Raw genomic sequence first — 25513 nt, 5'->3', positions numbered from 1 at the left:
TGAGCCTGGCTTGTGTTCGCTGCTGTGGCGGACCCACGCTAGGGGGGTTCATGAGACGTAGAGCGAGATCGATCCTCGCTGTCGGCGCGCTCCTGATCGGCGGAGCGAGCATCGCACCCATCGCCCAGGCACAGCCCGGAGGTTCGTCCGGGACATCCGACGCGGACGAGGTCAAGGTCTTCCGCGCCGAGGTCACCAAGCAGCAGGTACCCCTGCTGCTGGCGGCAGGTCAGGACGGTCACGAACTCAGTGAGCAGGCGCCCGAACAGGGCACCGCCACCATCGAGGTCTACCTCACCGACGACCAGGCGAAGAAACTCGAGAAGCAGGGCGTACCGCTCACCGAGCACACCCTGTCCGCCAAGGCCGAGGACCGCGTCGAGGCCGCCGCCGACGGGGTGTTCCGCCCCTACAGCGGCAAGGGCGGGCTGAAGGAGGAGATCCTCCGCACCGGTCAGGAGAACCCCGGCCTCACCAAGGTCGTCTCCATCGGCAAGACGATCAACGGCCAGGACATCCTCGCGCTCAAGCTCACCAAGAACGCGAAGAAGACCAAGGACGGCTCCAAGCCGTCCGTGCTGTACCTGTCCAACCAGCACGCGCGCGAGTGGATCACCCCGGAGATGACCCGCCGGCTGCTCCACCACTACCTGGACAACTACCGGACGGACCAGCGGATCAGGAAGCTCGTCGACACCACCGAGCTGTGGTTCGTCCTGTCGGCCAATCCCGACGGCTACGACTACACCTTCGAGAACACCGACAACCGCCTGTGGCGCAAGAACCTGCGGGACGTCAACGACGACGGCGTGATCTCCACCGGCGACGGCGTCGACCTCAACCGCAACTTCGCCTACAAGTGGGGCTACGACGACGAGGGTTCGTCCCCCCACCCCACCAGCCAGACCTACCGCGGCGCGGGCCCGAACTCCGAGCCCGAGACCAAGGCGCTGGACGCGTTCCAGAAGCGCATCGGCTTCGAGTACGGCATCAACTACCACTCCGCCGCCGAACTCCTCCTCTACGGCGTCGGCTGGCAGGTCGCGACGGACACCCCGGACGACGTCCTCTACAAGGCGCTGGCCGGCACCCCGGACAACTCCGCGATCCCCGGTTACCACCCGCAGGTCTCCTCGGAGCTGTACACCACCAACGGCGAGGCCGACGGTCACGCGGCCAACGTCAACGGCACGGCGATGTTCACCCCCGAGATGTCGACCTGTCAGACGATCTCGAACCTCGACCCGGACGACCAGTGGAACGCGGCCGACTGCCAGTCGGTCTTCAACTTCCCGGACGACGAGAAGCTGATCCAGCAGGAGTTCGAGAAGAACGTCCCGTTCGCGCTCTCGGTCGCCGAGAGCGCTGCCCGCCCCGACCGGCCGAAGTCCTCGGTCGGCCTGACCGCGGCCGACTTCACCCCGGCCGGCTTCACCACGTCGTACTCCCGCGGCGCCGACCAGGAGGTCTCCGTCGTCGCCCGCAAGGCGCTGCGCGACAAGGAGCTCAAGTACCGCGTCAACGGCGGCCGCACGTACGACCAGGCGCTCAGGCCGTGGAAGGGCGGCGAGACCTACGGCGGTGAGGACAACCTCTACTTCGACGAGTACCGGGCCAAGGTGCAGGACGGCGAACCGGGCGACAAGGTCGAGGTGTGGTTCACCGGCGAGACACCGGGCGGCAAGAAGGTCTCCAGCGAGCACTTCACCTACACCATCGCCGAGCGGCCCCGGGCCGACACCCTCGTCGTCGCCGAGGAGGGCACGGCCGCCACACAGGCGCGGACCTACGTCGACGCGCTGAAGGCGAACGGCCGCAGGGCGATCGTCTGGGACGTCGCCACCCAGGGCCCGCCGGACGCGCTCGGCGTGCTCGGCCACTTCGGCACGGTCGTCCACTACACGGGCGCGAGTGTCCCCGGCAACCCGACCCAGCTGGAGCTGCGCGCCTTCCTCAACGAGGGCGGCAAGCTGATCGAGGCGGGCGAGCTGGCCGGTGGCAACGTCGACCTCGGCGACGGCACCCCGTCCAACGACTTCAGCCAGTACTACCTGGGCGCCTACACCCGGACGTCCCTGTCCGGCGCCACCGCCTTCGAGGGCACCGGCGCACTCGCCGGCACGGGCGGTCCCCTGGGCGCCGCGCCCGGCAACCCGCTGAACCAGGCCGGGTCCTACAGCCTCACCTCCGAGGCACTGCCCGAGGCGACGTTCCCGCAGTTCGCGGGCGCGGGCGCGGGCCGCTACCCCGGCACCGCCAATCCGTACGGCCCCTACGAGGGCACGTCCATGGCCGCCGTCACGCACAGCGACTACGCCTGGAACCGCCTCACCCGCACCATCGACCTCACCGGGGTGAGCGCGACCGACAAGCCGGCCCTGCGCACCCGCATGCTGTGGAACACGGAGGAGGGGTACGACCACGCCGTCCTGGAGGCGCACACCGCCGGGGCCGACGACTGGACCACGCTCCCCGAGGCGGGCGGCGCCACCGGCACCGCCGTACCCGTCGAGTGCGAGGCGGGCTACTTCATCCAGTCCCACCCCGCCCTCCAGCGGTACCTGACGCTCTCCGGCGGCGCCTGCGCGCCCACCGGCACCAGCGGCTCCTGGAACAGCTTCACCGGAGCCTCGGCCGGCTGGCAGGAGGTGTCCTTCGACCTCTCCGCGTACGCCGGGAAGACCGTCGAGCTGGCACTCTCCTACATCACCGACCCCGGCTCCGGCGGCCGCGGCGTCCTCGTCGACAACGCGTCCCTCGTGATCGGCGGCACCGCGATCGAGACCGAGGGCTTCGAGACGTCGCTGGGCGCCTGGAGCGTCCCCGGCCCGCCCGCGGGCAGCCCCGCGGTCGTCAAGGACTGGGCACGCTCCGGCGCGCTCTTCCAGACGTACGCGTCGGTCACCACGGACGACACCGTGCTGCTGGGCTTCGGCCTGGAACACGTGGCCGCGGCGGCCGACCGCAACGCGCTCATCGGAAAGGCACTCGCCTCACTTGACGAGTGACACGCTGAGGTCAACACCGCGCGACCCGATGTGATCAGAACGAGTGACCGGCCCTTCAAGCCAGGGCGGTCCGTACCCCTACTGGCGGGTACGGACCGTCCTGCCGTGTATGGGGCGACTCGATGTCACCCCGGGCGTCTCGGAGAGGTAGGGTCGGGGGTGGTCGGGGACATCCCAAATACAGCTCGCCGGCACCGCATGGCCGGCGTACCAACGAGGAGATCGGTTCGTGACGATCCGCGTAGGCATCAACGGCTTTGGCCGCATCGGTCGTAACTACTTCCGCGCGCTACTGGAGCAGGGTGCTGACATCGAGATCGTGGCTGTCAACGACCTGGGTGACACCGCGACCACCGCTCATCTGCTCAAGTACGACACCATCCTGGGCCGCCTGAAGCAGGAGGTCTCGCACACCGCCGACACGATCACCGTCGACGACAGGACCATCAAGGTCCTCTCCGAGCGCAACCCCGCCGACATTCCGTGGGGCGAGCTGGGCGTCGACATCGTCATCGAGTCCACCGGTATCTTCACCAAGAAGGCCGACGCCGCGAAGCACCTCGCCGGCGGCGCCAAGAAGGTCATCATCTCGGCCCCGGCCACGGATGAGGACGTCACCATCGTGATGGGCGTCAACCAGGACAAGTACGACGCCGCCAACCACCACGTCATCTCCAACGCCTCCTGCACCACCAACTGTGTGGCGCCGATGGCCAAGGTCCTCGACGAGAACTTCGGCATCGTCAAGGGCCTGATGACGACGGTGCACGCGTACACGAACGACCAGCGCATCCTGGACTTCCCGCACAAGGACCTGCGCCGCGCCCGTGCCGCCGCCGAGAACATCATCCCGACCACCACCGGTGCCGCCAAGGCCACCGCACTGGTCCTGCCGCAGCTCAAGGGCAAGCTGGACGGCATCGCCATGCGCGTCCCGGTTCCCACCGGCTCGGTCACCGACCTGGTGCTGGAGCTCAGCCGCGAGGTCACCAAGGAAGAGGTCAACGCCGCCTTCCAGAAGGCGGCCGAGGGCGAGCTCAAGGGCATCCTCGAGTACACCGAGGACCCGATCGTCTCCTCCGACATCGTCAACGCCCCGGCGTCCTGCACCTTCGACTCCTCCCTGACCATGGTCCAGGAGGGCAAGAACGTGAAGGTCATCGGCTGGTACGACAACGAGTGGGGCTACTCCAACCGCCTCGTCGACCTGACGGTCTTCGTCGGCAACCAGCTCTGATCAACAGAGCGGACACCTCGATGTGAGGCAGGGCCCGGACGGCGCAGGGACGCGTCGCCCGGGCCCTGAGTCACGTACGGATCGACCCTCTCTACGATCACGGAGCAACACCAGCCCTCCCGGGAGCCCTTTACATGAAGACGATCGACGAACTCCTCTCCGAAGGCGTGGCCGGTAAGCGGGTCTTCGTCCGCGCCGACCTCAACGTGCCGCTCGACAGCGGCACCATCACCGACGACGGCCGCATCCGCGCCGTGCTGCCGACCGTCAAGGCCCTCGCGGACGCGGGTGCCAGGGTGGTCGTCGCCTCCCACCTGGGCCGCCCCAAGGGCGCCCCGGACCCCGCCTTCTCCCTCGCCCCCGCCGCCTCCCGCCTCGGTGAACTCCTCGGCTCCGCCGTCGCCTTCGCGACCGACACGGTCGGCGAGTCCGCCCGCTCCACCGTCGCGGCCCTGGGCGACGGCCAGGTCGCCGTCATCGAGAACCTGCGCTTCAACCCGGGCGAGACGGCCAAGGACGACGCCGAGCGCGCCGCCTTCGCCGACCAGCTCGCCGGACTCGCCGACGTCTACGTCGGCGACGGCTTCGGCGCGGTGCACCGCAAGCACGCCTCCGTGTACGACCTCCCGGCCCGCCTGCCGCACGCCGCCGGCTTCCTCATCGCCACCGAGGTCGGCGTCCTGAAGAAGCTCACCGAGGACGTCAGGCGCCCCTACGTCGTCGCCCTGGGCGGCGCCAAGGTCTCCGACAAGCTCGCCGTCATCGACGAGCTGCTCGGCAAGGCCGACCGCCTCCTCATCGGCGGCGGCATGGCCTACACCTTCCTCAAGGCCAAGGGCCACGAGGTCGGCATCTCCCTCCTCCAGGAGGACCAGGTCCCGGCCGTCCAGGAGTACATCGCGCGCGCGGAGAAGACCGGCGTCGAGCTGGTCCTGCCCGTCGACGTCCTGGTCTCCACCGAGTTCCCGGACCTGAAGACGAAGGCCCCGGCCAACCCCACGGTCGTCGCCGCGGACGCGATCCCCGCCGACCAGGAGGGCCTGGACATCGGCCCGCAGACCCGCAAGCTGTACGCCTCGAAGCTCGCCGACGCGGCCACCGTCTTCTGGAACGGCCCGATGGGTGTCTTCGAGCACCCCGACTACGCCGAGGGCACCAAGGCGGTCGCCCAGGCCCTCATCGACTCCCCGGCCTTCACGGTCGTCGGCGGCGGCGACTCCGCCGCCGCCGTCCGCATCCTGGGCTTCGACGAGGACGCATTCGGCCACATCTCGACCGGCGGCGGCGCCTCCCTCGAGTACCTCGAGGGCAAGACGCTCCCCGGCCTCGCCGCACTGGAGGACTGACCTAGATGAGCACGCGCACGCCGCTGATGGCGGGCAACTGGAAGATGAACCTCAACCACCTCGAGGCCATCGCCCACACCCAGAAGCTCGCCTTCGCCCTGGCGGACAAGGACTACGACGCCGTCGAGGTCGCCGTCCTGCCGCCCTTCACCGACCTGCGCTCCGTGCAGACGCTGGTCGAGCACGACAAGCTGAAGATCAAGTACGGCGCCCAGGACATCTCCGCGCACGACTCCGGCGCCTACACCGGCGAGATCTCCGGCCCGATGCTGGCCAAGCTGAGGTGCACGTACGTCGCGATCGGCCACTCCGAGCGCCGCCAGTACCACGGCGAGACCGACGAGCTGGTGAACGCCAAGGTCAAGGCCGCCTACAAGCACGGCCTGACCCCGATCCTGTGCGTCGGCGAGGAGCTCGACGTCCGCGAGGCGGGCAACCACGTCGCGCACACCCTCGCCCAGGTCGAGGGCGGTCTGAAGGACCTCCCGGCCGAGCAGGCCGAGACGATCGTGATCGCCTACGAGCCCGTGTGGGCCATCGGCACCGGCAAGGTCTGCGGAGCCGACGACGCGCAGGAGGTCTGCGCCGCCATCCGCGGCAAGATCGCCGAGCTGTACTCCCAGGACGTCGCCGACAAGGTCCGCATCCAGTACGGCGGCTCCGTGAAGTCCGGCAACGTCGCCGAGATCATGGCGCAGGCCGACATCGACGGCGCGCTGGTGGGCGGGGCCTCGCTGGACCCCGAGGAGTTCGTCAAGATCGTGCGCTTCCGCGACCAGTGATCCGAGCTGTGAGTATGCGGTAGACGCGATCCGTCGTACCCTTGCGGGGGCACAGCCCTGTCGCTGTGCCCCCGTCGTTATCCGAATCCGAGGAAGTTGGTCCAGCCGTGGTTTTGGGGTTCTCGATCGCCCTGATCGTCTTCAGCCTGCTGCTGATGCTGCTGGTGCTGATGCACAAGGGGAAGGGCGGCGGCCTCTCCGACATGTTCGGTGGCGGCATGCAGTCCTCCGTCGGCGGCTCCTCGGTCGCCGAGCGCAACCTCGACCGCATCACCGTCGTGGTCGGTCTGCTCTGGTTGGCGTGCATCCTGGTCCTCGGCATCATGATGAAGACGAACAGCTGATCAGCGACGCACACAAACGCACATTCCGCACGTAAGGCCCCATGTTGGGTACGCGCAGCTGAGCGCGGCCTATCATGGGGCTTGCGTCTAGGTGTGGGGGCTGTAACTCCAATCACTGGACGCGCGTTGGGCCTTACGTAGACTGAGGCGCTCGCAGCGAAGCGAAACGCCGACTCGCTTTGCGGCACCATCACGCAGGGAGTTACGACCGTGGCAAGTGGCAACGCGATCCGAGGAAGCCGGGTCGGGGCGGGGCCGATGGGCGAGGCCGAGCGCGGCGAGTCCGCGCCGCGTCTGCGCATCTCCTTCTGGTGCTCCAACGGGCACGAGACGCAGCCCAGCTTCGCCAGCGACGCACAGGTGCCCGATACCTGGGACTGCCCGCGCTGCGGCTTCCCGGCCGGCCAGGACCGGGACAACCCGCCGGACCCGCCGCGCACCGAGCCCTACAAGACGCACCTCGCCTATGTGCGGGAGCGGCGCAGCGACGCGGACGGCGAGGCGATCCTCGCCGAGGCGCTCGCCAAACTGCGGGGCGAAATCTAGGAGTTGAGAACCGGCCGGGTGCCCGCGGGCGCCTGGCCGGAGCTGTTTCGCGCCCCGGTGGCCGGCCGTCTCCGGACCGATTGTCAGTGGTGCCCTCTACGGTTTTCGAAGTGGTCCTCGTCGCGCTTCCCGTGGCGAGGACGAACCGGCGAACCGGGAGGGGGAGTTGTGGCAGCGGTCGGCAGGGCGGACGGCGGCGCGCCCGCATGGCGCGGTGGCTTCGGGCGACTGTGGAGCGCCGCCGTGATCTCGCGGTTCGGGGACGCGTTACGGACGACCGCGCTGCCCCTGCTCGCCGTGCGGCTCACGGACAACCCCCTGGTCATCGCCTCCGTGACCGCCTGCGCCTACCTCCCCTGGTTACTGTTCGGCCTGCTCGGCGGGGCCGTCGCCGACCGGGTGGACCAGCGGCGCGCGATGTGGGCCGTGGACACCGTGCGCGGTCTGCTCGTGGCCGCCTTCGCGCTCACCGTCGCCCTCGGGCACGCCTCGATCCCGCTGCTGCTCGCCCTCGCCTTCCTGCTGACCACGCTCCAGACCCTCTTCGACAACGCCGCCACGGCACTGCTGCCGTCCCTGGTGGCACGCACGGCCCTGGGCGGGGCCAACGCCCGGCTCATGACCGGCCAGCAACTCGCCGGTGGCCTGTCGGCCGCGCCGGTCGTGCCGCTGCTGTTCGGCGTCGGCGCCTTCCTGCCGTTCGCGGCGGACGCGGTCACCTATCTGCTGGCCGCCGCCCTGGTCGCCTCGCTGCGGACACACCCGCCCGAGCGGGAGCCGCGCCCCGCGGGCAGCACCCTGCGGGCGGAGATCGGCGCAGGGCTGCGCGCGCTGTGGCGCGACCGTGTCCTGCGGCCCGTCTGCCTGGCCACCCTGCTCTGCAACATCGGCATGGGCGCCCTGATCGCCACCCTCGTGCTCCATGTGACGCACTGGCTGCGCGCGGGCAGCAGCGGCTTCGCCGCCGCCATGACGGTGTACGCCGTCGGCAGCCTCGCCGGCGGGTTCGTCGCCCAGCGGATCGCCCGGCGCACCGGGCGGGCCCGGGCCCTGCTGCTCGGCGGCACCGTCCAGACGGCATCCCTGCTGCTCATCGGCGGCGTCCGCCATCTCGGCGCCCTCCTCGCGGGCATGCTGCTGCTCGGCGTCATGAACATGGTGTGGAATGTCCACCAGGTCACGCTGATGCAGCAACGCAGTCCCGAGGCCATGGTGGGCCGCATCTCCTCCGCCTTCCGTACGGCCTCCACCTCCGGTGCCCCGCTCGGCGCCCTGCTCGGCGGAACCGTGGCGGCAGCCCTCGGCCTGAACGCGCCCGCGCTGCTCGCGGCCCTGCTGTTCGCCCTGGCCGTCATCTCGCTGATACCGGCGGGCAGGGCGGACGTATCCGTTGTTGCACCGCAGGACGGTCCCACCGCGGCTCACGTCACGGGCTGATCAATTAGGTTGGGACCCGCAGCGGACAAGGTGCGCAGCACGGACAGGTGAGAAAAGAGGGCTGGGTCCGACATGAACGCAGACGGCCGTACGAGGCTCAACCAGACGCCCGAGTGGACCGCTCTGGCCAAGCACCGCGAGGAACTCGGCGAGGTGCAGCTGCGCGAGCTGTTCGCCGCCGACCCCGGGCGCGGCAGCGGGTACACGATGCAGGTCGGCGACCTGCACATCGACTACTCCAAGCACCTCGTCACCGACGAGACGCTGCGGCTGCTGCGCGAGCTGGCCGCCGCCACCGATGTCTTCGGCCTGCGGGACGCCATGTTCCGCGGCGAGAGGATCAACACCACCGAGAACCGCGCCGTGCTGCACACCGCCCTGCGCGCCCCGCGCGACGCGGTGATCGAGGTCGACGGGGAGAACGTCGTCCCCGCGGTGCACGCCGTCCTCGACAAGATGGCCGACTTCGCCGGCCGGGTCCGCTCCGGCGCCTGGACCGGCCACACCGGCAAGCGCATCAAGAACGTGATCAACATCGGCATCGGCGGCTCCGACCTGGGCCCGGCCATGGCCTACGAGGTGCTGCGCAGCTACACCGACCGCGACCTCACCGTCCGCTTCGTCTCCAACGTGGACGGTGCCGACCTGCACGAGGCGACCCGGGACCTGGACCCGGCCGAGACGCTGTTCATCATCGCGTCCAAGACCTTCACCACCATCGAGACCATCACCAACGCCACCTCGGCCCGCGGCTGGCTGCTGGACGCGCTCGGCGACGAGGCCGCCGTCGCCAGGCACTTCGTCGCGCTGTCGACCAACGCGGAGAAGGTCGCCGACTTCGGCATCGACACGGCCAACATGTTCGAGTTCTGGGACTGGGTCGGCGGGCGTTACTCCTACGACTCGGCGATCGGCCTCTCCCTGATGATCGCCATCGGCCCGGACCGCTTCCGCGAGATGCTCGACGGCTTCCACCTCGTCGACGAGCACTTCCGCACCGCCCCCGCCGAGGCCAACGTGCCGCTGCTGCTCGGCCTGCTGGGCATCTGGTACGGCAACTTCCACGACGCCCAGTCGCACGCGGTGCTGCCCTACAGCCACTACCTGTCCAAGTTCGCCGCCTACCTCCAGCAGCTCGACATGGAGTCCAACGGCAAGTACGTCGGCCGGGACGGCAGGGAGGTCGACTGGCAGACCGGTCCCGTCGTCTGGGGCACGCCGGGCACCAACGGTCAGCACGCCTACTACCAGTTGATCCACCAGGGCACCAAGCTGATCCCGGCGGACTTCATCGGCTTCGCCGAGCCGGTCGCCGAGCTGAGCGGCCAACTGCGGGCGCAGCACGACCTGTTGATGGCCAACTTCTTCGCCCAGACCCAGGCGCTGGCCTTCGGCAAGACCCCGGACGAGGTGCGGGCCGAGGGGGTGCCGGACGAGCTGGTGGCGCACAAGACGTTCAAGGGCAACCACCCGACGACCACGATCCTCGCCCGTGAGCTGACCCCGTCGGTGCTCGGCCAGCTCGTCGCGCTCTACGAGCACAAGGTGTTCGTGCAGGGGGCGGTGTGGAACATCGACTCCTTCGACCAGTGGGGCGTGGAGCTCGGCAAGGTCCTCGCCAAGCGCGTCGAACCCGCCCTGACCGAGGGCGCCGAGGTACCCGGCCTGGACGCCTCCACGCGGGCGCTGGTCGCCAGGTACCGGGAGCTGCGCGGCCGGCGGTGACCGCCGCCGCGGGACGCGGCGGCCTGCGGCCGCCTCGTCCCGCGGAGTTCCCCGGCGGTCCCGGCGTCGTCCGTCAGGCCACGGCGCTCAGGGTGTCCGCGAGACGGCGGCGGGCGGCACGGGTCGCCGGCACGGCGGCGAGCGCGGTCGCTCCCAGTACCGTGGCGGCGCAGAACAGCAGCAGGAAGGCGGGTGACGGGCCTTGGGCGATCCCGGCGCCGACGCCGCTCGATCTGCCCTGGGCGTCGATCACCCAGTGCGCGAGGGGGGTGCCCAGGGCCGTGCCGACGAGGACCGCGGCCAGGGCGGTGCCGCCGGTGGCCGTGACGGTGATCGCGGTGATCTGCCGCGGGGACAGTCCGACGGCCTTGAGCGCCAGCACATCCCGTTCGCCCTCGCGCACCGTGCCGCCGATCACGGTCAGCAGTTCGATGAGTCCGATGAGCGCCAGGACGGCGATCAGTCCCACGACGACTCCGCGCAGCGGGGAGAGCCCGTCGGCCGGGTTCGTCGCGGCGTGCACGTCCAGGTGACCGTGTCCGGCCACGGCCAGCCGGCCGGCGACCGTGTGCGGGTCGGCGCCGGGGCGCAGCCGTAGCTGGTACAGGGTCGGGCCGAGCCCGGGGTCGTTCTCGCGCAGGGTGTCGAGCGAGGTGGAGATGACCCGGCCGGCGTTCTCCGGCTCGATGCTGCGGCCCACGATGTGCAGGATCTGCGGCTGGTCGCCCACGGTCATCCGCACCCAGTCGCCGACCCGCACGTCGAGCAGGTCGAGCAGGCCCTGCCCGGCCACCGCCTCGTCGCGGCCGCGCGCGGGGCGGCCCTCGACCACGGCGTACGGGTACGGATCCTGGCGGGTGCCGAGGCCGCGCAGGGCGATGGTGGCCGTCTGCCCCGGGACCAGGGCCGCCACCTCCACGCCCGGGTAGGCCGTGGCGACCTGGGGGTCGCGTTCCAGCAGGGCGCGCGTGTCCCGGTCGGTGAGGCCGGCGTCCGCGTGCACGGTGAGCGCGGTCGGCAGACCTATCTGCTCGGGCCTGGTCTGGAATCGGTCGATGGTGGTCCAGGCGCTCATCGCGACCACGATCAGCAGCAGCGGCAGCGCGAGCCGGGCCACCGTCGCCAGCGACCGCGGGCGCCTGGTGAACGCCTTGTGCCAGCCGAGGACCAGGGCGGGCGGCAGCCCCAGTCCGAGCGCGCGGCGCGCCACGCCGGAAAGCCGTCCGCCCACCGGAGCCGCCGGCCGCGGCACCGGTACCGGAGGCACACGCCCCGCCCGCCAGGCCGCGAGCCCGGTGGTCGCGCCGATGAACAGCACCGCCCCCACCGGCACCGCGAACAGCGCCACCGTGTGCGCGGGCAGCCCCTGCCACACGCCGACCGCGTCCCCGAGGCGCCCCGGGACACGGCTGCCCAGCGCCTGGGTGAGCGCCGCCGCGGCCACGGCGCCGAGCAGCGCGTAGGCGATGTGCTGGAGCAGGAAGACCCGGACGACCTGGCCGGGCGTGAAGCCGATCGCCTTCAGCACCGAGATGTCCCGCAGGTGGCCGCGGATGCGGGTGCTGATCGCCCCGTGCACGGCCAGTCCGGCGGCGACCAGCGCGCCCAGGCCGAACAGGCCCAGCACCTGCCCGAGCAGCCGGTTGTCGCCCTGTGCCTCCGCGCGGGCCTGCTGCCAGGTGGAGACCTCGCTGATCGCGCCCGCGCCCAGGACGGTGACGGCGCGCTGGACGGCGTAGTCGGTGTCGTCGGGATCGGTCAGGCGTACTCCGGTCACCTGGCCGTCCGGGTTGGGCACGGCGGACGGGAGTGCCCAGACGAGCCCGGGCTGCTCGCCCGGGCGGTAGCGCGGTTCGGCGCTGTCGGCGATGCCGAGAACGGTCAGTTTCCGGGCGGTGCCGGGCAGGGTGAGGGTGTCGCCGGGGCCGGCCACCAGGGCGCGGGCGAGGCGGCTCTCCAGCACCACGCCGTCGGGGGTGGCGGGGTCCAGCCAGTGACCGGAGGTGATCAGCGGGCGGCCGACGGCCGGCCGCTCGGACGTGCCGCGCAGTTCGACGGAGGCGCGGGTGCCGCGGGAGGTGAGGGTGGTGGAGGCGACGGGGTAGGGGCCCGCGACGGATTCGACGCCGTCCAGCGTGGTCAGCCTCCCCGCTTCGGCGGACGGGCCGGTGTGGATCCACACGTGCGCGCCGCGCGCCTGGGTGAAGATCCGCTGCCAGGGGTTGGTCGCGTATCCGAAGAGCGCCGTGGCCAGCAGGAGCGAGGCGACGATGCCCGCGGTGGCGAGCACGAGGAACAGCGCCTCGCCGCGGTGCGTGCGCAGATCGGAGTGCGCCCAGCGCAGAGTGGCTCGCACGGGCTCAGCCTCTCCGCTCGCGCGGGGCGCCCTGATCGTCGTAGACCCGCATGTCAGTCCTTGAGCTCCAGCACCCCGGAAATACCGGTTCCGCGCGAGGGTGTGCCGTCCAGTTCCGCGTCGTCGGCTATCCGTCCGTCGAAGAAGCTGATCACCCGGTCCGCGGCGCTCGCCAGTCGGGCGTCATGGGTGACCAGCACGATCGTCTGGCCGCGCTGGTGGAAGCGGGACAGCAGCCGCATCACCTCGCGGGTGCCCTTGCTGTCGAGGCTGCCGGCGGGCTCGTCGGCCAGCAGCAGCGGCGGGTGGTTGACCAGGGCCCGGGCCAGCGCGACCCGCTGCTGCTCACCGCCGGACAGCTCGCCCGGCATGCTCCGCTCCTTGCCGGCCAGCCCCAGCTCGGTCAGCAGTTCCTGCCGCGCGGCGCGCGCCTGCCGGGGGGAGGCCCCGCCGAGCAGCGCGGGCAGCTCGACGTTGTCGGCGACCGACAGGTTCGACACCAGGTTGAAGAACTGGAAGACGATGCCGATGCGCTTCCTGCGCTCGACCGCCCAGCGCGCCTCGCTGTAGGTGTCCGTGCACTCGCCGTCCAGCCAGAGGCTGCCGCTGTCCGGCCGTTGCAGCCCGCCGAGCAGATGCAGCAGCGTCGACTTCCCGGCGCCGGACGGGCCGGTGACCGCCACGAACTCGCCCTGCCGAACGGACAGGTCGACCCCGCGCACGGCGTGTGCCGGTGCGCCCTCGCCGTAGTGCGTCTTGACCAGGCTCTGGGCGCGCAGCACGGGAGCACGAGGGGGACTGTCGTTCACTCCAGTTCCTCCAGCTCTTCCTGACACCGCTCCAGCCAGTCGAGGTCGGCCTGCAGGTGCAGCATCGCGCCCTCTATCAGCAGCTGGGCGATGCGGTTGTCCCGGTTCTCGGCGGCGGCCAGTTTCGACAGGTTGCGCATGGTGTTCAGGTACTGGCGCCGCTGCTTGTTGATGAGGGCGATCTGGTCGGCGAGACCGGTCTGCGGGGCGAGGGCGAGCTTCATGAAGAATTCGTCCCGCACCCGCGGCTCGTCCTCGGGCTCCTCGAACCAGGCCCGCAGTGCCTCCCGCCCGCGGTCGGTGAGGTGGTAGACCTTCTTGTTGGGCCGGCTGGACTGCTCGATGTCCTCGCCCTCGATCAGTCCCTGCTTCTCGAGGCGGCCGAGGGTCACGTAGACCTGGCCGACGTTGGGCTGAGGGTACGCGGAGCCCAGCAGTTGCTCAAGGTCCTGCTTGAGCTCGTAGCCGTGGGCGGGGCCGCGGGCGAGGAGTGCCAGGAGGGGCAGGCGCACTACTGCGGTCCTCCTGTCCTCGTAATGTGCTCCAGGCCCTAGTATCGCCCATACCTAACAGGTATACATGGCCTCCGACCCCGGGCGAAGGCGCCCGGTGCCAGGTGTACAGGGAGGAACCTATGCGGTGGATGCACGCCGCCGGTAGGGGCCTTCTCGTCCTCGCGGTGGTCATGACCGGTTATGTCGCCTCCGGCGCGCACGCCGATGACGGGACGGCGGGCCGCCGCGGACCGCTCACCCTGGCGACCGCCGGAGACCTCACCGGCTATCTCGGCCCTCTCCTCGAGGGCTGGAACCGCACCCACCCCGGCGAGCGGGTCACCCTGGTCGAGCTCCCGGACTCCGCCGACGAGACCCACGCGCAGATGGCCACCGACCTGCGCGACGGTGACCGCAGCCGCTTCGACGTCCTCAACATCGACGTCAACTGGACCTCCGAGTTCGCCGCGGCGGGCTGGATCCGCCCGCTGCCCCCCGACCGCTTCCCGCTGAAGACCTTCCTGCCGCCGGTCGTGGACACGGCGACCTATGACGGACGGCTGTACGCCGTCCCGTACGTCACCAACGCCGGCCTGCTCCTCTACCGCAAGGACGTCCTCGCCAAGGAGGGGGTGCCGCCCCCGCGCACCTGGGCCGAACTGGAGCGGGACGCGAAGACCATCGCCCCGAAGTACGGGCTCGACGGTTACGCCGGTCAGTTCCTGCCGTACGAGGGCCTCACCGTCAACGCCGCCGAGGCCGTCTACTCGGCGGGCGGCACCATCCTCGGGGACGAGGGCGAGCGGGTCACCGTGAACTCCGCGGCGGCCCGCGAGGGCATCGGCTTCCTCGCGCGCGGAGTGCGGGAGGGGTGGATCCCGAAGGCTGCGCTGACGTACAAGGAGGAGGAGTCCAAGCAGGCCTTCCAGGACGGCAGGCTGCTCTTCCTGCGCAACTGGCCGTACGCGTACGTCGTCGCGTCCGCCAAGGGCTCGCCGGTCGCCGGGAAGATCGGCGCCGTACCGCTGCCGGGACCGGACGGGCCGGGCACCAGCGTCCTCGGCGGTTCCAATCTGGCCGTCAGCACGCACGCGCGGTACCCCGACTCGGCGGCGCGCCTGATCGCGTACCTCACGAGTGAGCCCGTCCAGCGCCAGGTCCTCACGCACGGCGCACTGCCGCCCGTACGCGCCGCGCTGTACGAGGATCCCGAGCTGGTGCGGGAGTTCCCGTATCTGCCGACCCTGCGCGCCGGCGTGCTGGCGGCCGCGCCGCGCCCGAAGAGCCCGCGCTACGACCAGGTCAGCCTGGTGGTGCAGGCGGTCGTGCACGACGCGATGACCGGGCGCGAGACGCCCGAGGCCGCGGTGCGCCGGCTGGCACGGGAACTCGACGCCATCGCCAGCCGCTAGCCAGTCGTAGTTACTTGTTAGGTAACGCCGACATCTCATCTCGGCTCCATCTGGGCTGATAAGTCCGAATATGACGGGCTAACCCCTCAGGAGTTTCCGTTCAGTTCATTGACACCCTCGCGACATGCCTACCTAACATGCATGCATAACAGCTGCCCTTCACAGAGACAGGTCGATGGGTTTGAACAGGCACCGCTGGTGGCGCGACGCAGTGATCTACCAGGTGTACGTCCGCAGCTTTCTGGACAGCACCGGCGACGGCATCGGGGATCTCGCCGGGGTCAGGGCCGGACTGCCGTACCTGAAGAAGCTGGGCGTCGACGGGATCTGGCTGAGCCCCTTCTACCCCTCACCGCAGCACGACCACGGCTACGACGTGGCCGACTACCGCGACGTCGACCCGGTCTTCGGCGACCTCGCCGAGTTCGACCTGCTGGTGACGGCCGCCCGGCGGCTCGGCATCAAGGTGCTGCTGGACATCGTCCCCAACCACTGCTCCAGCGAGCACCCCTGGTTCCAGGAGGCGCTCGCCTCGGCCCCCGGCAGCACGGCCCGCGCCCGCTTCCACTTCGCCGACGGCCGCGGCCCCGACGGCGGCGAGCCGCCCAACAACTGGCACGCCATGTTCGGCGGCCCGGCCTGGAGCCGGGTGACCGAGGCGGACGGCCGCCCCGGCCAGTGGTACCTGCACATGTTCACGCCCGAACAGCCGGACTGGAACTGGCGCAACCCCGAGGTCGCCGCCCACTTCGACCAGGTGCTGCGCTTCTGGCTGGACCGGGGCGTCGACGGCTTCCGCATCGACGTCGCCGCCGGCCTCTTCAAGCACCCGGACCTGCCCGACTCCCCGGACCCCGAGGCCGACGCCCGCACCCGCGACTCCGTCAACCCGCTCGCCTGGAACCAGCCCGAGGTGCACGACGTGTGGCGGCACTGGCGGTCGGTCTGCGAGGAGTACGCCGCCCGCGACGGCCGTGAACGCCTGCTGGTCGGCGAGGTGTCCGTCCCCACCGCCCGCGAACACGCCAAGTACGTCCGCCCGGACGAACTCCACCAGGCGTTCTTCTTCGACCTGCTCAGCGCCCCCTGGAACGCCGACGCCTTCCGCAAGGTCATCTCCGAGGCCATGCAGGACATCGCCGGCACCGGCTCCACGGTCACCTGGGTCCTCAACAACCACGACCAGGTCCGCACCGTCACCCGCTACGGCGAGCCCGCCACCGAGGGCAGCGGCCTCGGCGCCGCCCGCGCCCGCGCCGCCGCGCTGCTGATGCTGGCGCTGCCCGGAGCCGCGTACATCTACCAGGGCGAGGAACTCGGCCTGCCCGAGGTCGTCGACCTGCCCGACGACGTGCTCACCGACCCGATCTTCCGCCGCACCGGAAGCCGTGCCCGGATCCGGGACGGCTGCCGGGTGCCGCTGCCGTGGTCCGGGCAGGCGTCCCCGTTCGGCTTCACCTCCGGCGCCGAGGGCGCCAAGCCGTGGCTGCCGCAACCGGAGTGGTTCGCCGAGCACGCCACCGAGCGGGCCCTCGCCGACACCCGCTCCTTCTGGCACCTGTACCGCGACGGCCTCCAACTGCGCTCCGCGCTGCCCCAGTTGGGCGAGGGCCCGCTCCGCTGGCTGGACACCCCGCCCGGAGTCCTCGGCTTCGTCCGCGGCGACGACCTCGTCTGCGCCGTCAACTTCGGCACGGCGCCCACACCGGCGCCGGTCTCCGGCACCCCCCTGCTGTCCAGCGGCCCGTGCCCGGCCGGGGTGCTGCCCGGCTCGACGGCCGCCTGGTGGGTCAACGACCTCTGACGTTCCGCCAACCCCGATTCTCCGTGAAGGGACATCAACGATGATGCGACGACGTACGACCCTGCTCACCGGCTGCACCGCCCTCGTCCTGGCGCTCGGCGCGACCGCCTGTGGTGGTGGCGGCCCGGTCTCCGCCGGCGGTGGCGACAAGGCACTCAGCGGCCAGACGGTCACCGTGGCCGGTGTCTGGTCCGGCAGTGAGCAGAAGAACTTCCAGAAGGTGCTGGACGCGTTCACCGAGAAGACCGGCGCCGGGACGCAGTTCGTGTCCACCGGGGACAACGTCTCCACCGTCGTCGGCAGCAAGATCGAGGGCGGCAACGCCCCCGACGTCGTGATGGTCCCGCAGGTCGGCGTGCTGAAGCAGTTCGCGCAGAACGGCTGGCTCAAGCCACTGTCCACCAAGACCCAGCAGTCCGTCGACGCCAACTTCGCGCCCGTCTGGAAGAACTACGGCAGCGTCGACGGCACCCTCTACGGCCTCTACTTCAAGGCCGCCCACAAGTCGACCGTGTGGTACAGCCCCGACGCCCTCGCCCAGGCCGGAGTCGAGCCGCCGAAGACCTACGACGAGATGCTGACGGCCGGACACACCGTCTCCGACTCCGGACTCGCCGCCTTCTCGGTGGCCGGCCAGGACGGCTGGACCCTCACCGACTGGTTCGAGAACGTCTACCTCTCCCAGGCCGGGCCCGAGAAGTACGACGCCCTCGCCGCTCACCGGCTGAAGTGGACCGACGCGAGCGTGGTCGAGGCGCTCACCACGCTCGGCAAGCTCTTCAAGGACAAGCAGCTGATCGCGGGCGGCCAGAAGGAGGCTCTGAACACCGACTTCCCGGGCTCGGTGGAGAAGGTGTTCGGACCCAAGCCGGAGGCCGCCATGGTCTACGAGGGCGACTTCGTCGCCGGGGTCGCCAAGGACCAGTTCGGCAAGACGATCGGCGAGGACGCGAACTTCTTCCCCTTCCCGGCGGTCGGGGGCGGCAAGGCGCCGGTGGTCAGCGGCGGTGACGCGGCGGTCGTCCTGAAGGACGGCAAGAATCAGAAGGCCGCCCAGGCCCTCCTGGAGTACCTGGCGACCCCCGAGGCCGCGGCCGTGTGGGCGAAGGCGGGCGGCTTCCTCTCCCCGAACAAGAGCCTCGACCTCGCCTCCTACGGCGACGACGTCACCCGCGCGACCGCCAAGTCCCTCGTGGCGGCCGGGGACTCCGTCCGCTTCGACATGTCGGACCAGGCCCCGGCGGCCTTCGGCGGCACCAAGGGCGCGGGCGAGTGGAAGCTCCTCCAGGACTTCCTGCGCGACCCGTCGGACCCGAAGGGGACCGCGGCGCGGCTGGAGGCCGCGGCGGCCCAGGCCTACAAGGGCTGACCGGTCATGACCGCGACCCTGGTGAAAGAGACCGGTCCGCCGCCCGTCGGCCTCGCCGAGCGCGCGCGGCGCTCGCGGCGGCGCGGCCGCGTCGTCGCCCTGCTGTTCGTCCTCCCCGCACTGCTCCTGCTCGGCGCGCTCGTCGTCTACCCCGTGCTGTTCTCCATCGGCCGCAGTCTCTTCGACGCGTCCGGCACCCGTTTCGTGGGCGGCGAGAACTACACCGAGATGTTCCGCGACCCGGCGACGGTCAAGGCCATCCGCAACACGGCGATCTGGGTCGTCGTGGCGCCGGCCCTGCTGACCGGCCTCGGCCTGATCCTGGCCGTGCTGGTGGAGAAGGTCCGCTGGGCCACGGCCTTCAAGCTCCTGCTGTTCATGCCGATGGCCGTGTCCTTCCTCGCGGCAGGCATCATCTTCCGGCTGGCCTACGACGAGGACCCCGACAAGGGCGTGCTGAACGCCGCCGTCGTCTCCGTCCACGACGCCTTCGAGGGCACGTCGTCGTACCCGACCGCCAGGGCCCGCGACGGCCAGGGCCTCACCAAGGAGGCGGACGGCTCCTACGGGACGAGCGCGAACGTGGCGCCGGGGCACACCGTGACGCTCGGCCTGGTCGGGGTGCTGCCCGACGACCTGCCCGGGGACGCCCGGCCGGCGTACGCGGCGGCGGGCCGCAAGGCCGCCCCCGACGAGCTGAGCGGCGTCGTCTACCTGGACTTCACCCCCGGTGGGGGAGGGGAACAGGGCAAGGTCGACCGGCGGGAGAGCGGGCTGCCGGGGATGAAGGTCGAGGCGGTGCGCGAAGGGAGGACGGTCGCCACGACGAGCACCGCGCCCGACGGCTCCTTCCGCTTCGAGGGGCTGGCCGACGGCTCGTACGGGCTGCGGCTGCCGGCGTCGAACTTCGCCCCGCCGTACGACGGGATCTCCTGGCTCGGGCCGGCGCTCGTCACACCGGCGATCATCGGGGCGTACCTGTGGATCTGGACCGGGTTCGCCATGGTGCTGATCGGCGCCGGTCTGTCGACACTGCCCCGGGACGCGCTGGAGGCGGCGCGGATGGACGGCGCCAACGAGTGGCAGATCTTCCGGCGGATCACGGTCCCGCTGCTGGCACCCGTGCTGACCGTGGTCTTCATCACCCTCGTGATCAACGTGATGAAGGTCTTCGACCTCGTCTACATCATCGCGCCCGGGCCCGTGCAGGAGGACGCGACCGTACTCGCGACGCAGATGTGGCTGGTGTCGTTCGGCGGCGGCAACAACCAGGGGCTGGGGAGCGCCCTGGGCGTGCTGCTCCTGCTGCTGGTCGTCCCCGCGATGGTCTTCAACGTCCGCCGCTTCCGAAGGAGTCAGCGATGAACGCCGTCAGGCGCGGGCTGGGCAACGGACTCGTCCAGGCCTTCCTCGTGGTCGTCGGGCTGGTGTGGATGACACCGCTGGCCGGCCTGTTCCTGTCGTCACTGCGATCCGCCGAGGACACCGCGAAGGGCGGCTGGTGGACGGTGTTCACCAGCCCCGGACAACTGTCCTTCGACAACTACTCGGCGCTGCTGGAGAACGCCGGTATCACCCAGGCGTTCTGGAACACCGTCCTGATCTCGGTGCCGACGACGGTGCTGGTCGTGGTCCTCGCGGCACTCGCCGGATACGCCTTCGCCTGGCTGGACTTCCCCGGACGGGAAGCGGTCTTCCTCGCCGTGGTGGCGCTGCTGGTGGTGCCCGTGCAGATCGGCCTGCTGCCGGTCGCCAAACTCTTCGGGCAACTCGGGCTGTTCGGCACCATCCCCGGTGTCGTGCTCTTCCACGTCGCCTACGGGCTGCCGTTCGCGGTGTTCCTGCTGCGCAACTACTTCGCCGAGATCCCGAAGGAGATGCTGGAGGCGGCGCGGATGGACGGCGGCAGCGAGTGGCGGATCTTCACACGCCTGGTGCTGCCGGTGGGACGCCCGGCCCTCGCCAGCCTGGCCATCTTCCAGTTCCTCTGGGTCTGGAACGACATGCTGGTGGCGCTGCTCTTCGCCGACAGTTCCTCACAGCCGCTGACCGTCGCCCTCCAGTCGCAGATACGGCAGTTCGGCAGCAACATCGACGTGCTGGCGCCGGGGGCGTTCCTGTCGCTGATCGTGCCGGTGGCGGTGTTCTTCGCGTTCCAACGGCACTTCGTGCAGGGGGTGATGGCGGGGTCGGTCAAGTAACGCGAGGAACCCGGGAAGAAGTGGGGCGGTGGAGGTCGACGAGAACCTCCACCGCCCCTTTCCGTCACGGCGAAGCCGGCGGGTACAGCGTGCGTGGGAGCTGGGAGGCGGCTGCCGCGTCCAGGAGCCACAGGGTGCGGGAGCGGCCGTGGGCGCCGGCCGCCGGGGCCTGGATCTCGCCCGCGCCCGAGAGGGCGATGGCGGCCGCCCGCGCCTTGTCCTCGCCGGCCGCGAGCAGCCACACCTCACGGGCCGACCGGATCGCCGGGAGGGTGAGGGTGACACGGGTCGGCGGGGGCTTGGGCGCGCCGCGGACGCCGACCACCGTGCGCTCGGTCTCCCGCACCGCCGGCAGCTCCGGGAAGAGCGAGGCGACGTGGGTGTCCGGACCGACGCCCAGCATCAGGACGTCGAAGGTGGGGACGGCGCCGTGGTTCTCGGGGCCGGCAGCCCGGGCCAGGTCCTCGGCGTAGGCGGCCGCGGCCGCCTCCACGTCGGTGCCGTACGGACCGTCGGACGCGGGCATGGCGTGCACGCGCTCGGGGTCCAGGGGGACGGAGTCCAGCAGCGCCTCGCGGGCCTGGGTGATGTTGCGCTCCGGGTCGCCCTCCGGCAGGAAGCGCTCGTCACCCCACCACAGGTCGAGCCGGCCCCAGTCGACGGCGTCCCGGGCCGGCGCGGCCGCGAGCGCGGCCAGCAGGCCGTTGCCGTTGCGGCCGCCGGTGAGGACCACGGACGCGTGACCCCGGGAGGCCTGCGCGTCCACGACCTTCGTGATCAGACGGGCCGCGGCGGCCTGCGCCATCAGGTCCTTGTCGTGGTGCACGACGAGCTGCGGAGCACTCACTTCGCCGTCGCCTTCTTCGCGGGGACCTTCCGGGCGGTCTTCTTCGCCGCCTGCTGCGCGGGCGCCTTCGCGGCCTCCTCGACGGGCGTCTCCACCGCGACCGGCTCCTCGGAAGCCGCCGGTTCCCCGGCGGCGGCCGACCGCTCGGAAACCGGCGGCTGTCCGGCGGCGGCGGTCTCCCGCTCCCCGGCGGTGGCCGACGCGTTCAGCCGCTCCACCCCGAACCGCAGCGCCGACGCGTACGTGTCGTCCGGGTCCAGCCGCCGCAGCTCCTCCGCGATCAGTTCGGCCGTGTCCCGGCGCTTGAGCGCCACCGCACGGTCGGGCTGGCCCTCGATGGAGAGGGTGGCCAGCGAACCGTCGGCCCGGTCCAGCACGATCGAGCCGCAGTCGGTGGCCATGCGCACCGCCGTGAGCCCGGGCCCGCCGGACAGCGAGCGCTTGACGGGGACGCCCAGCCGGTCGCCCAGCCACATCGCCAGCAGCTCGCAGCTCGGGTTGAACTCCTCGCCCTCCACCTCGACCGACTCCACCTCGCAGGTGATCTGGTCCAGGGCGGCGGCCAGCATGGAACGCCAGGGCGTGATGCGGGTCCACGACAGGTCGGTGTCGCCGGGGGTGTACGCCTTGGAACGGGCCACCAGGTCCCGTACCGGCTGCTCGGCGGCGTAGGTGTCGGTGACGCGGCGCTGGGCCAGCGCGCCCAGGGGGTCGGAGGCCGGGTCGAGGGGCGCGTTCACCGGCCACCAGACGACGACGGGCGCGTCCGGCAGCAGCAGGGGCAGCACCACCGACTGCGCGTGGTCGACCACCTCGCCGTACAGCCGCAGCACCACCGTCTCGCCGGTGCCGGCGTCCGCGCCGACCCGTACCTCGGCGTCCAGACGGGACTGGGTGCGGTCGCGGGGGGAGCGGGAGACGCGCTTGATGACCACGAGCGTGCGCGAGGGGTGCTCGTGCGAGGCGTCGTTCGCGGCCTTCAGGGCGTCGTACGCGTTCTCCTCGTCGGTGACGATCACCAGCGTGAGCACCATGCCCACGGCGGGTGTGCCGATCGCGCGCCGGCCCTGCACCAGCGCCTTGTTGATCTTGCTGGCCGTGGTGTCCGTGAGGTCTATCTTCATGGCCGGCGCCAGCTCCGTCCGTCTCGTTCGAGCATCTCGTCCGCCTCGACGGGCCCCCAGGTACCGGCCGGGTACTGCGCGGGCGTGCCGTTCGCGTCCCAGTACTCCTCGATCGGGTCGAGGATCTTCCAGGACAGCTCGACCTCCTCGGTGCGCGGGAAGAGGTTCGAGTCACCCAGCAGCACGTCGAGGATCAGCCGCTCGTACGCCTCGGGCGAGGACTCCGTGAACGACTCGCCGTAGGCGAAGTCCATCGACACGTCCCGGATCTCCATGGAGGTGCCGGGGACCTTCGAGCCGAAGCGGACCGTCACGCCCTCGTCGGGCTGGACGCGGATGACGATCGCGTTCTTGCCCAGCTCCTCCGTCGCCGTGTGGTCGAAGGGGGAGTGCGGGGCGCGCTGGAAGACCACCGCGATCTCGGTGACGCGCCGGCCGAGACGCTTGCCGGTGCGCAGATAGAAGGGGACGCCCGCCCAGCGGCGGTTGTCGACCTCCAGCTTGATGGCCGCGTACGTGTCGGTCTTCGACTGGGGGTCGATGCCCTCCTCCTGGAGGTAGCCGACCGCCTTCTCGCCGCCCTGCCAGCCGGCCGCGTACTGACCGCGCACGGTGTCCCGGCCCAGGTCCCTGGGCAGCCGCACGGCCCCCAGCACCTTGGTCTTCTCCGCGGCGAGCGCGTCCGCGTCGAAGGAGGCGGGCTCCTCCATCGCGGTGAGCGCCATCAGCTGGAGCAGGTGGTTCTGGATGACGTCACGGGCCGCGCCGATGCCGTCGTAGTACCCCGCCCGGCCGCCGATGCCGATGTCCTCGGCCATCGTGATCTGCACGTGGTCCACGAAGGACCGGTTCCAGATCGGCTCGAACATCGTGTTGGCGAAGCGCAGCGCCAGGATGTTCTGGACGGTCTCCTTGCCCAGGTAGTGGTCGATGCGGAAGACCTGGTCGGGGGCGAAGACCTCGTGGACGATCGCGTTGAGTTCCTCGGCCGACTTCAGGTCGTGGCCGAACGGCTTCTCGATGACCGCGCGCCGCCAGGAGCCGCCCCTCTGGTCCGCCAGACCGTGCTTCTTCAGCTGCTGGATGACCACCGGGAAGGCACCCGGGGGCACGGACAGGTAGAAGGCGAAGTTGCCGCCCGTGCCCTGCGCCTTGTCCAGCTCCTCGATGGTCGAGCGCAGCCGCTCGAAGGCGTCGTCGTCGTCGAAGGTGCCCTGGACGAAGCGCATGCCCTGGATGAGCTGCTGCCAGACCTCCTCGCGGAAGGGGGTGCGGGCGTGCTCCTTGACCGCGTCGTGGACCTCCTGGGCGAAGTCCTCGTTGGCCCACTCGCGGCGGGCGAAGCCGACCAGGGAGAAGCCCGGCGGCAGCAGGCCCCGGTTGGCGAGGTCGTAGACCGCGGGCATCAGCTTCTTACGTGACAAATCGCCCGTGACGCCGAAGATGACCAGGCCCGACGGCCCCGCGATACGCGGGAGCCGTCGGTCTGCGGGGTCACGCAGCGGGTTGCTGCTCGACAAGTTCTCAGCCCTCCGAAGGGGCGAGGCGCTCCAGCTCCGCCTCGGTCGACTTGAGCAGGTCGTTCCAGGAGGCCTCGAACTTCTCGACGCCCTCTTCCTCGAGGAGCTGGACGACGTCGTCGTAGGAGATGCCGAGCTTCTCCACCGCGTCGAGGTCGGCGCGGGCCTGCTCGTAGGTGCCGGCGATGGTGTTGCCGGTGATCTCGCCGTGGTCCTCGGTGGCGAACAGGGTCGCCTCCGGCATGGTGTTCACCGTGTTCGGCGCCACCAGGTCGACCACGTACAGGGTGTCCTTGTACGCCGGGTCCTTCACGCCGGTGGAGGCCCACAGCGGACGCTGCTTGTTGGCGCCCGCCTTCTCCAGGGCGCTCCAGCGGTCGGAGGTGAAGACCTCCTCGTACGCCTGGTAGGCCAGGCGCGCGTTGGCCACGCCGGCCTTGCCGCGGGCGGCCTTGGCCTCGTCGGTGCCGAGCGCGTCCAGCCGCTTGTCGATCTCGGTGTCCACGCGGGACACGAAGAAGGACGCCACCGAGTGGATCCCGGAGAGGTCCAGGCCCTTCTCGCGCGCCTTCTCCAGGCCCGCCAGGTAGGCGTCCATGACCTGGCGGTAGCGCTCCAGCGAGAAGATCAGCGTGACGTTGACGCTGATGCCGTGGGCGATGACCTCGGTGATGGCCGGCAGGCCGCCCATGGTGGCCGGGATCTTGATCAGCGTGTTCGGCCGGTCGACCAGCCAGGCCAGCTGCTTGGCCTCGGCGACCGTCGGCTTGGTGTGGTGCGCCAGACGCGGGTCGACCTCGATCGACACCCGGCCGTCCCGGCCGCCGGTGGCGTCGAAGACCGGCCGCAGGATGTCGGCGGCGTCCCGGACGTCCGCCGTCGTGATCATGCGGATGGCCTCTTCGACGGTGACCTTGCGGGCGGCGAGGTCCGACAGCTGCTGGTCGTAGCCGTCGCCCTGCGAGATCGCCTTCTGGAAGATCGACGGGTTGGTGGTGACGCCCACGACGTGCTGCTGGTCGATCAGCTCGGCGAGGTTGCCGGACGTGATCCGCTTGCGCGACAGGTCGTCCAGCCAGATCGCGACGCCTTCCTCGGAGAGGCGCTTGAGTGCGTCTGTCATGGAATTACATCTCCTACGTGTCGTGTATG

Annotated in this window: 20 protein-coding genes; 13 read left to right on the top strand and 7 right to left on the bottom strand. The window is 70.7% G+C overall.

Annotated elements, in window-relative coordinates; genetic code table 11:
• The first annotated feature begins 50 nt into the window (after window positions 1–50).
• The 8 genes from ACF1A1_RS01020 to pgi all read left to right on the top strand — a co-directional run bounded on the left by ACF1A1_RS01020 (window position 51) and on the right by pgi (window position 10425).
• The gene (locus tag ACF1A1_RS01020; protein WP_391644058.1) at window positions 51–3008 is read left to right on the top strand and encodes a M14 family zinc carboxypeptidase; all 2958 of its coding nucleotides are present in this window, start codon (window positions 51–53) and stop codon (window positions 3006–3008) included.
• 229 nt (window positions 3009–3237) lie between these two features.
• Window positions 3238–4245 (top strand): type I glyceraldehyde-3-phosphate dehydrogenase, encoded by a 1008-nt coding sequence (gene gap / locus ACF1A1_RS01015; protein WP_391644056.1) that lies wholly within the window; start codon window positions 3238–3240, stop codon window positions 4243–4245.
• Between the two features lie 134 nt (window positions 4246–4379).
• Window positions 4380–5591, top strand: a complete 1212-nt coding sequence (locus tag ACF1A1_RS01010; protein ID WP_391644054.1) for a phosphoglycerate kinase — start codon at window positions 4380–4382, stop codon at window positions 5589–5591.
• 5 nt (window positions 5592–5596) lie between these two features.
• Window positions 5597–6373, top strand: coding sequence for a triose-phosphate isomerase (gene tpiA, locus ACF1A1_RS01005; protein ID WP_391644052.1), 777 nt, complete (start codon window positions 5597–5599; stop codon window positions 6371–6373).
• Window positions 6374–6486: 113 nt separating this feature from the next.
• A complete protein-coding gene (gene secG, locus ACF1A1_RS01000) occupies window positions 6487–6717 on the top strand; it encodes a preprotein translocase subunit SecG (RefSeq protein WP_391645298.1) in 231 nt (76 codons plus the stop codon).
• A 210-nt stretch (window positions 6718–6927) separates the two neighbouring features.
• Complete coding sequence (locus ACF1A1_RS00995; RefSeq protein ID WP_003957010.1) at window positions 6928–7263, top strand: RNA polymerase-binding protein RbpA; 336 nt, start codon at window positions 6928–6930, stop codon at window positions 7261–7263.
• A 243-nt stretch (window positions 7264–7506) separates the two neighbouring features.
• Entirely contained in the window at window positions 7507–8700 is a 1194-nt protein-coding gene (locus tag ACF1A1_RS00990; RefSeq protein WP_391645296.1) for an MFS transporter, read from the top strand.
• 72 nt (window positions 8701–8772) lie between these two features.
• Window positions 8773–10425: a glucose-6-phosphate isomerase gene (gene pgi / locus ACF1A1_RS00985; RefSeq protein WP_391644050.1), complete on the top strand. Its 1653-nt coding sequence runs from the start codon at window positions 8773–8775 to the stop codon at window positions 10423–10425.
• A 73-nt stretch (window positions 10426–10498) separates the two neighbouring features.
• On the opposite strand, the gene ACF1A1_RS00980 is transcribed toward pgi, so the two are convergent.
• Genes ACF1A1_RS00980 through ACF1A1_RS00970 form a run of 3 tightly spaced genes read right to left on the bottom strand, consistent with a single transcriptional unit; the run spans window position 10499 to window position 14102 of the window.
• A complete protein-coding gene (locus tag ACF1A1_RS00980; protein ID WP_391644048.1) occupies window positions 10499–12781 on the bottom strand; it encodes an ABC transporter permease in 2283 nt (760 codons plus the stop codon).
• 53 nt (window positions 12782–12834) lie between these two features.
• Entirely contained in the window at window positions 12835–13590 is a 756-nt protein-coding gene (locus ACF1A1_RS00975; RefSeq protein WP_391644046.1) for an ABC transporter ATP-binding protein, read from the bottom strand.
• A complete protein-coding gene (locus ACF1A1_RS00970) occupies window positions 13587–14102 on the bottom strand; it encodes a PadR family transcriptional regulator (protein ID WP_391644044.1) in 516 nt (171 codons plus the stop codon). Before ACF1A1_RS00970 ends, ACF1A1_RS00975 begins: the two co-directional genes overlap by 4 nt.
• Before the next feature lie 122 nt (window positions 14103–14224).
• Between ACF1A1_RS00970 and ACF1A1_RS00965 the strand changes: the two genes are divergently transcribed.
• The 5 genes from ACF1A1_RS00965 to ACF1A1_RS00945 all read left to right on the top strand — a co-directional run bounded on the left by ACF1A1_RS00965 (window position 14225) and on the right by ACF1A1_RS00945 (window position 20870).
• On the top strand, window positions 14225–15496 hold the full coding sequence (locus tag ACF1A1_RS00965; protein ID WP_391644042.1) for an ABC transporter substrate-binding protein: 1272 nt from the start codon (window positions 14225–14227) through the stop codon (window positions 15494–15496).
• A gap of 175 nt (window positions 15497–15671) precedes the next feature.
• On the top strand, window positions 15672–17300 hold the full coding sequence (locus ACF1A1_RS00960; protein WP_391644040.1) for a glycoside hydrolase family 13 protein: 1629 nt from the start codon (window positions 15672–15674) through the stop codon (window positions 17298–17300).
• 40 nt (window positions 17301–17340) lie between these two features.
• The gene (locus tag ACF1A1_RS00955; protein ID WP_391644038.1) at window positions 17341–18669 is read left to right on the top strand and encodes an ABC transporter substrate-binding protein; all 1329 of its coding nucleotides are present in this window, start codon (window positions 17341–17343) and stop codon (window positions 18667–18669) included.
• A gap of 6 nt (window positions 18670–18675) precedes the next feature.
• Window positions 18676–20034 (top strand): ABC transporter permease subunit, encoded by a 1359-nt coding sequence (locus ACF1A1_RS00950; RefSeq protein ID WP_391644036.1) that lies wholly within the window; start codon window positions 18676–18678, stop codon window positions 20032–20034.
• Window positions 20031–20870 carry a carbohydrate ABC transporter permease gene (locus ACF1A1_RS00945; protein WP_391644034.1) on the top strand — a complete coding sequence of 280 codons (840 nt, stop codon included), beginning with the start codon at window positions 20031–20033 and terminating at the stop codon, window positions 20868–20870. The genes ACF1A1_RS00950 and ACF1A1_RS00945 overlap by 4 nt, the downstream gene beginning before the upstream one ends.
• A 64-nt stretch (window positions 20871–20934) precedes the next feature.
• Here ACF1A1_RS00945 and pgl read toward each other — a convergent pair whose 3' ends face one another.
• Genes pgl through tal form a run of 4 tightly spaced genes read right to left on the bottom strand, consistent with a single transcriptional unit; the run spans window position 20935 to window position 25484 of the window.
• Window positions 20935–21717 carry a 6-phosphogluconolactonase gene (gene pgl, locus ACF1A1_RS00940; RefSeq protein ID WP_391644032.1) on the bottom strand — a complete coding sequence of 261 codons (783 nt, stop codon included), beginning with the start codon at window positions 21715–21717 and terminating at the stop codon, window positions 20935–20937.
• Window positions 21714–22841, bottom strand: coding sequence for a glucose-6-phosphate dehydrogenase assembly protein OpcA (gene opcA / locus ACF1A1_RS00935; protein WP_391644030.1), 1128 nt, complete (start codon window positions 22839–22841; stop codon window positions 21714–21716). The genes pgl and opcA overlap by 4 nt, the downstream gene beginning before the upstream one ends.
• A complete protein-coding gene (gene zwf, locus ACF1A1_RS00930; protein ID WP_391644028.1) occupies window positions 22838–24361 on the bottom strand; it encodes a glucose-6-phosphate dehydrogenase in 1524 nt (507 codons plus the stop codon). Before zwf ends, opcA begins: the two co-directional genes overlap by 4 nt.
• A 4-nt stretch (window positions 24362–24365) precedes the next feature.
• Window positions 24366–25484 carry a transaldolase gene (gene tal / locus ACF1A1_RS00925; protein ID WP_391644026.1) on the bottom strand — a complete coding sequence of 373 codons (1119 nt, stop codon included), beginning with the start codon at window positions 25482–25484 and terminating at the stop codon, window positions 24366–24368.
• Window positions 25485–25513 lie beyond the last annotated feature (29 nt).

Source organism: Streptomyces sp. NPDC014995 (genome assembly GCF_043080745.1).
Classification (GTDB): domain Bacteria; phylum Actinomycetota; class Actinomycetes; order Streptomycetales; family Streptomycetaceae; genus Streptomyces.
Note: the sequence above shows the minus strand (reverse complement) of the source record. Positions and strands in the feature narration are given on the sequence as shown.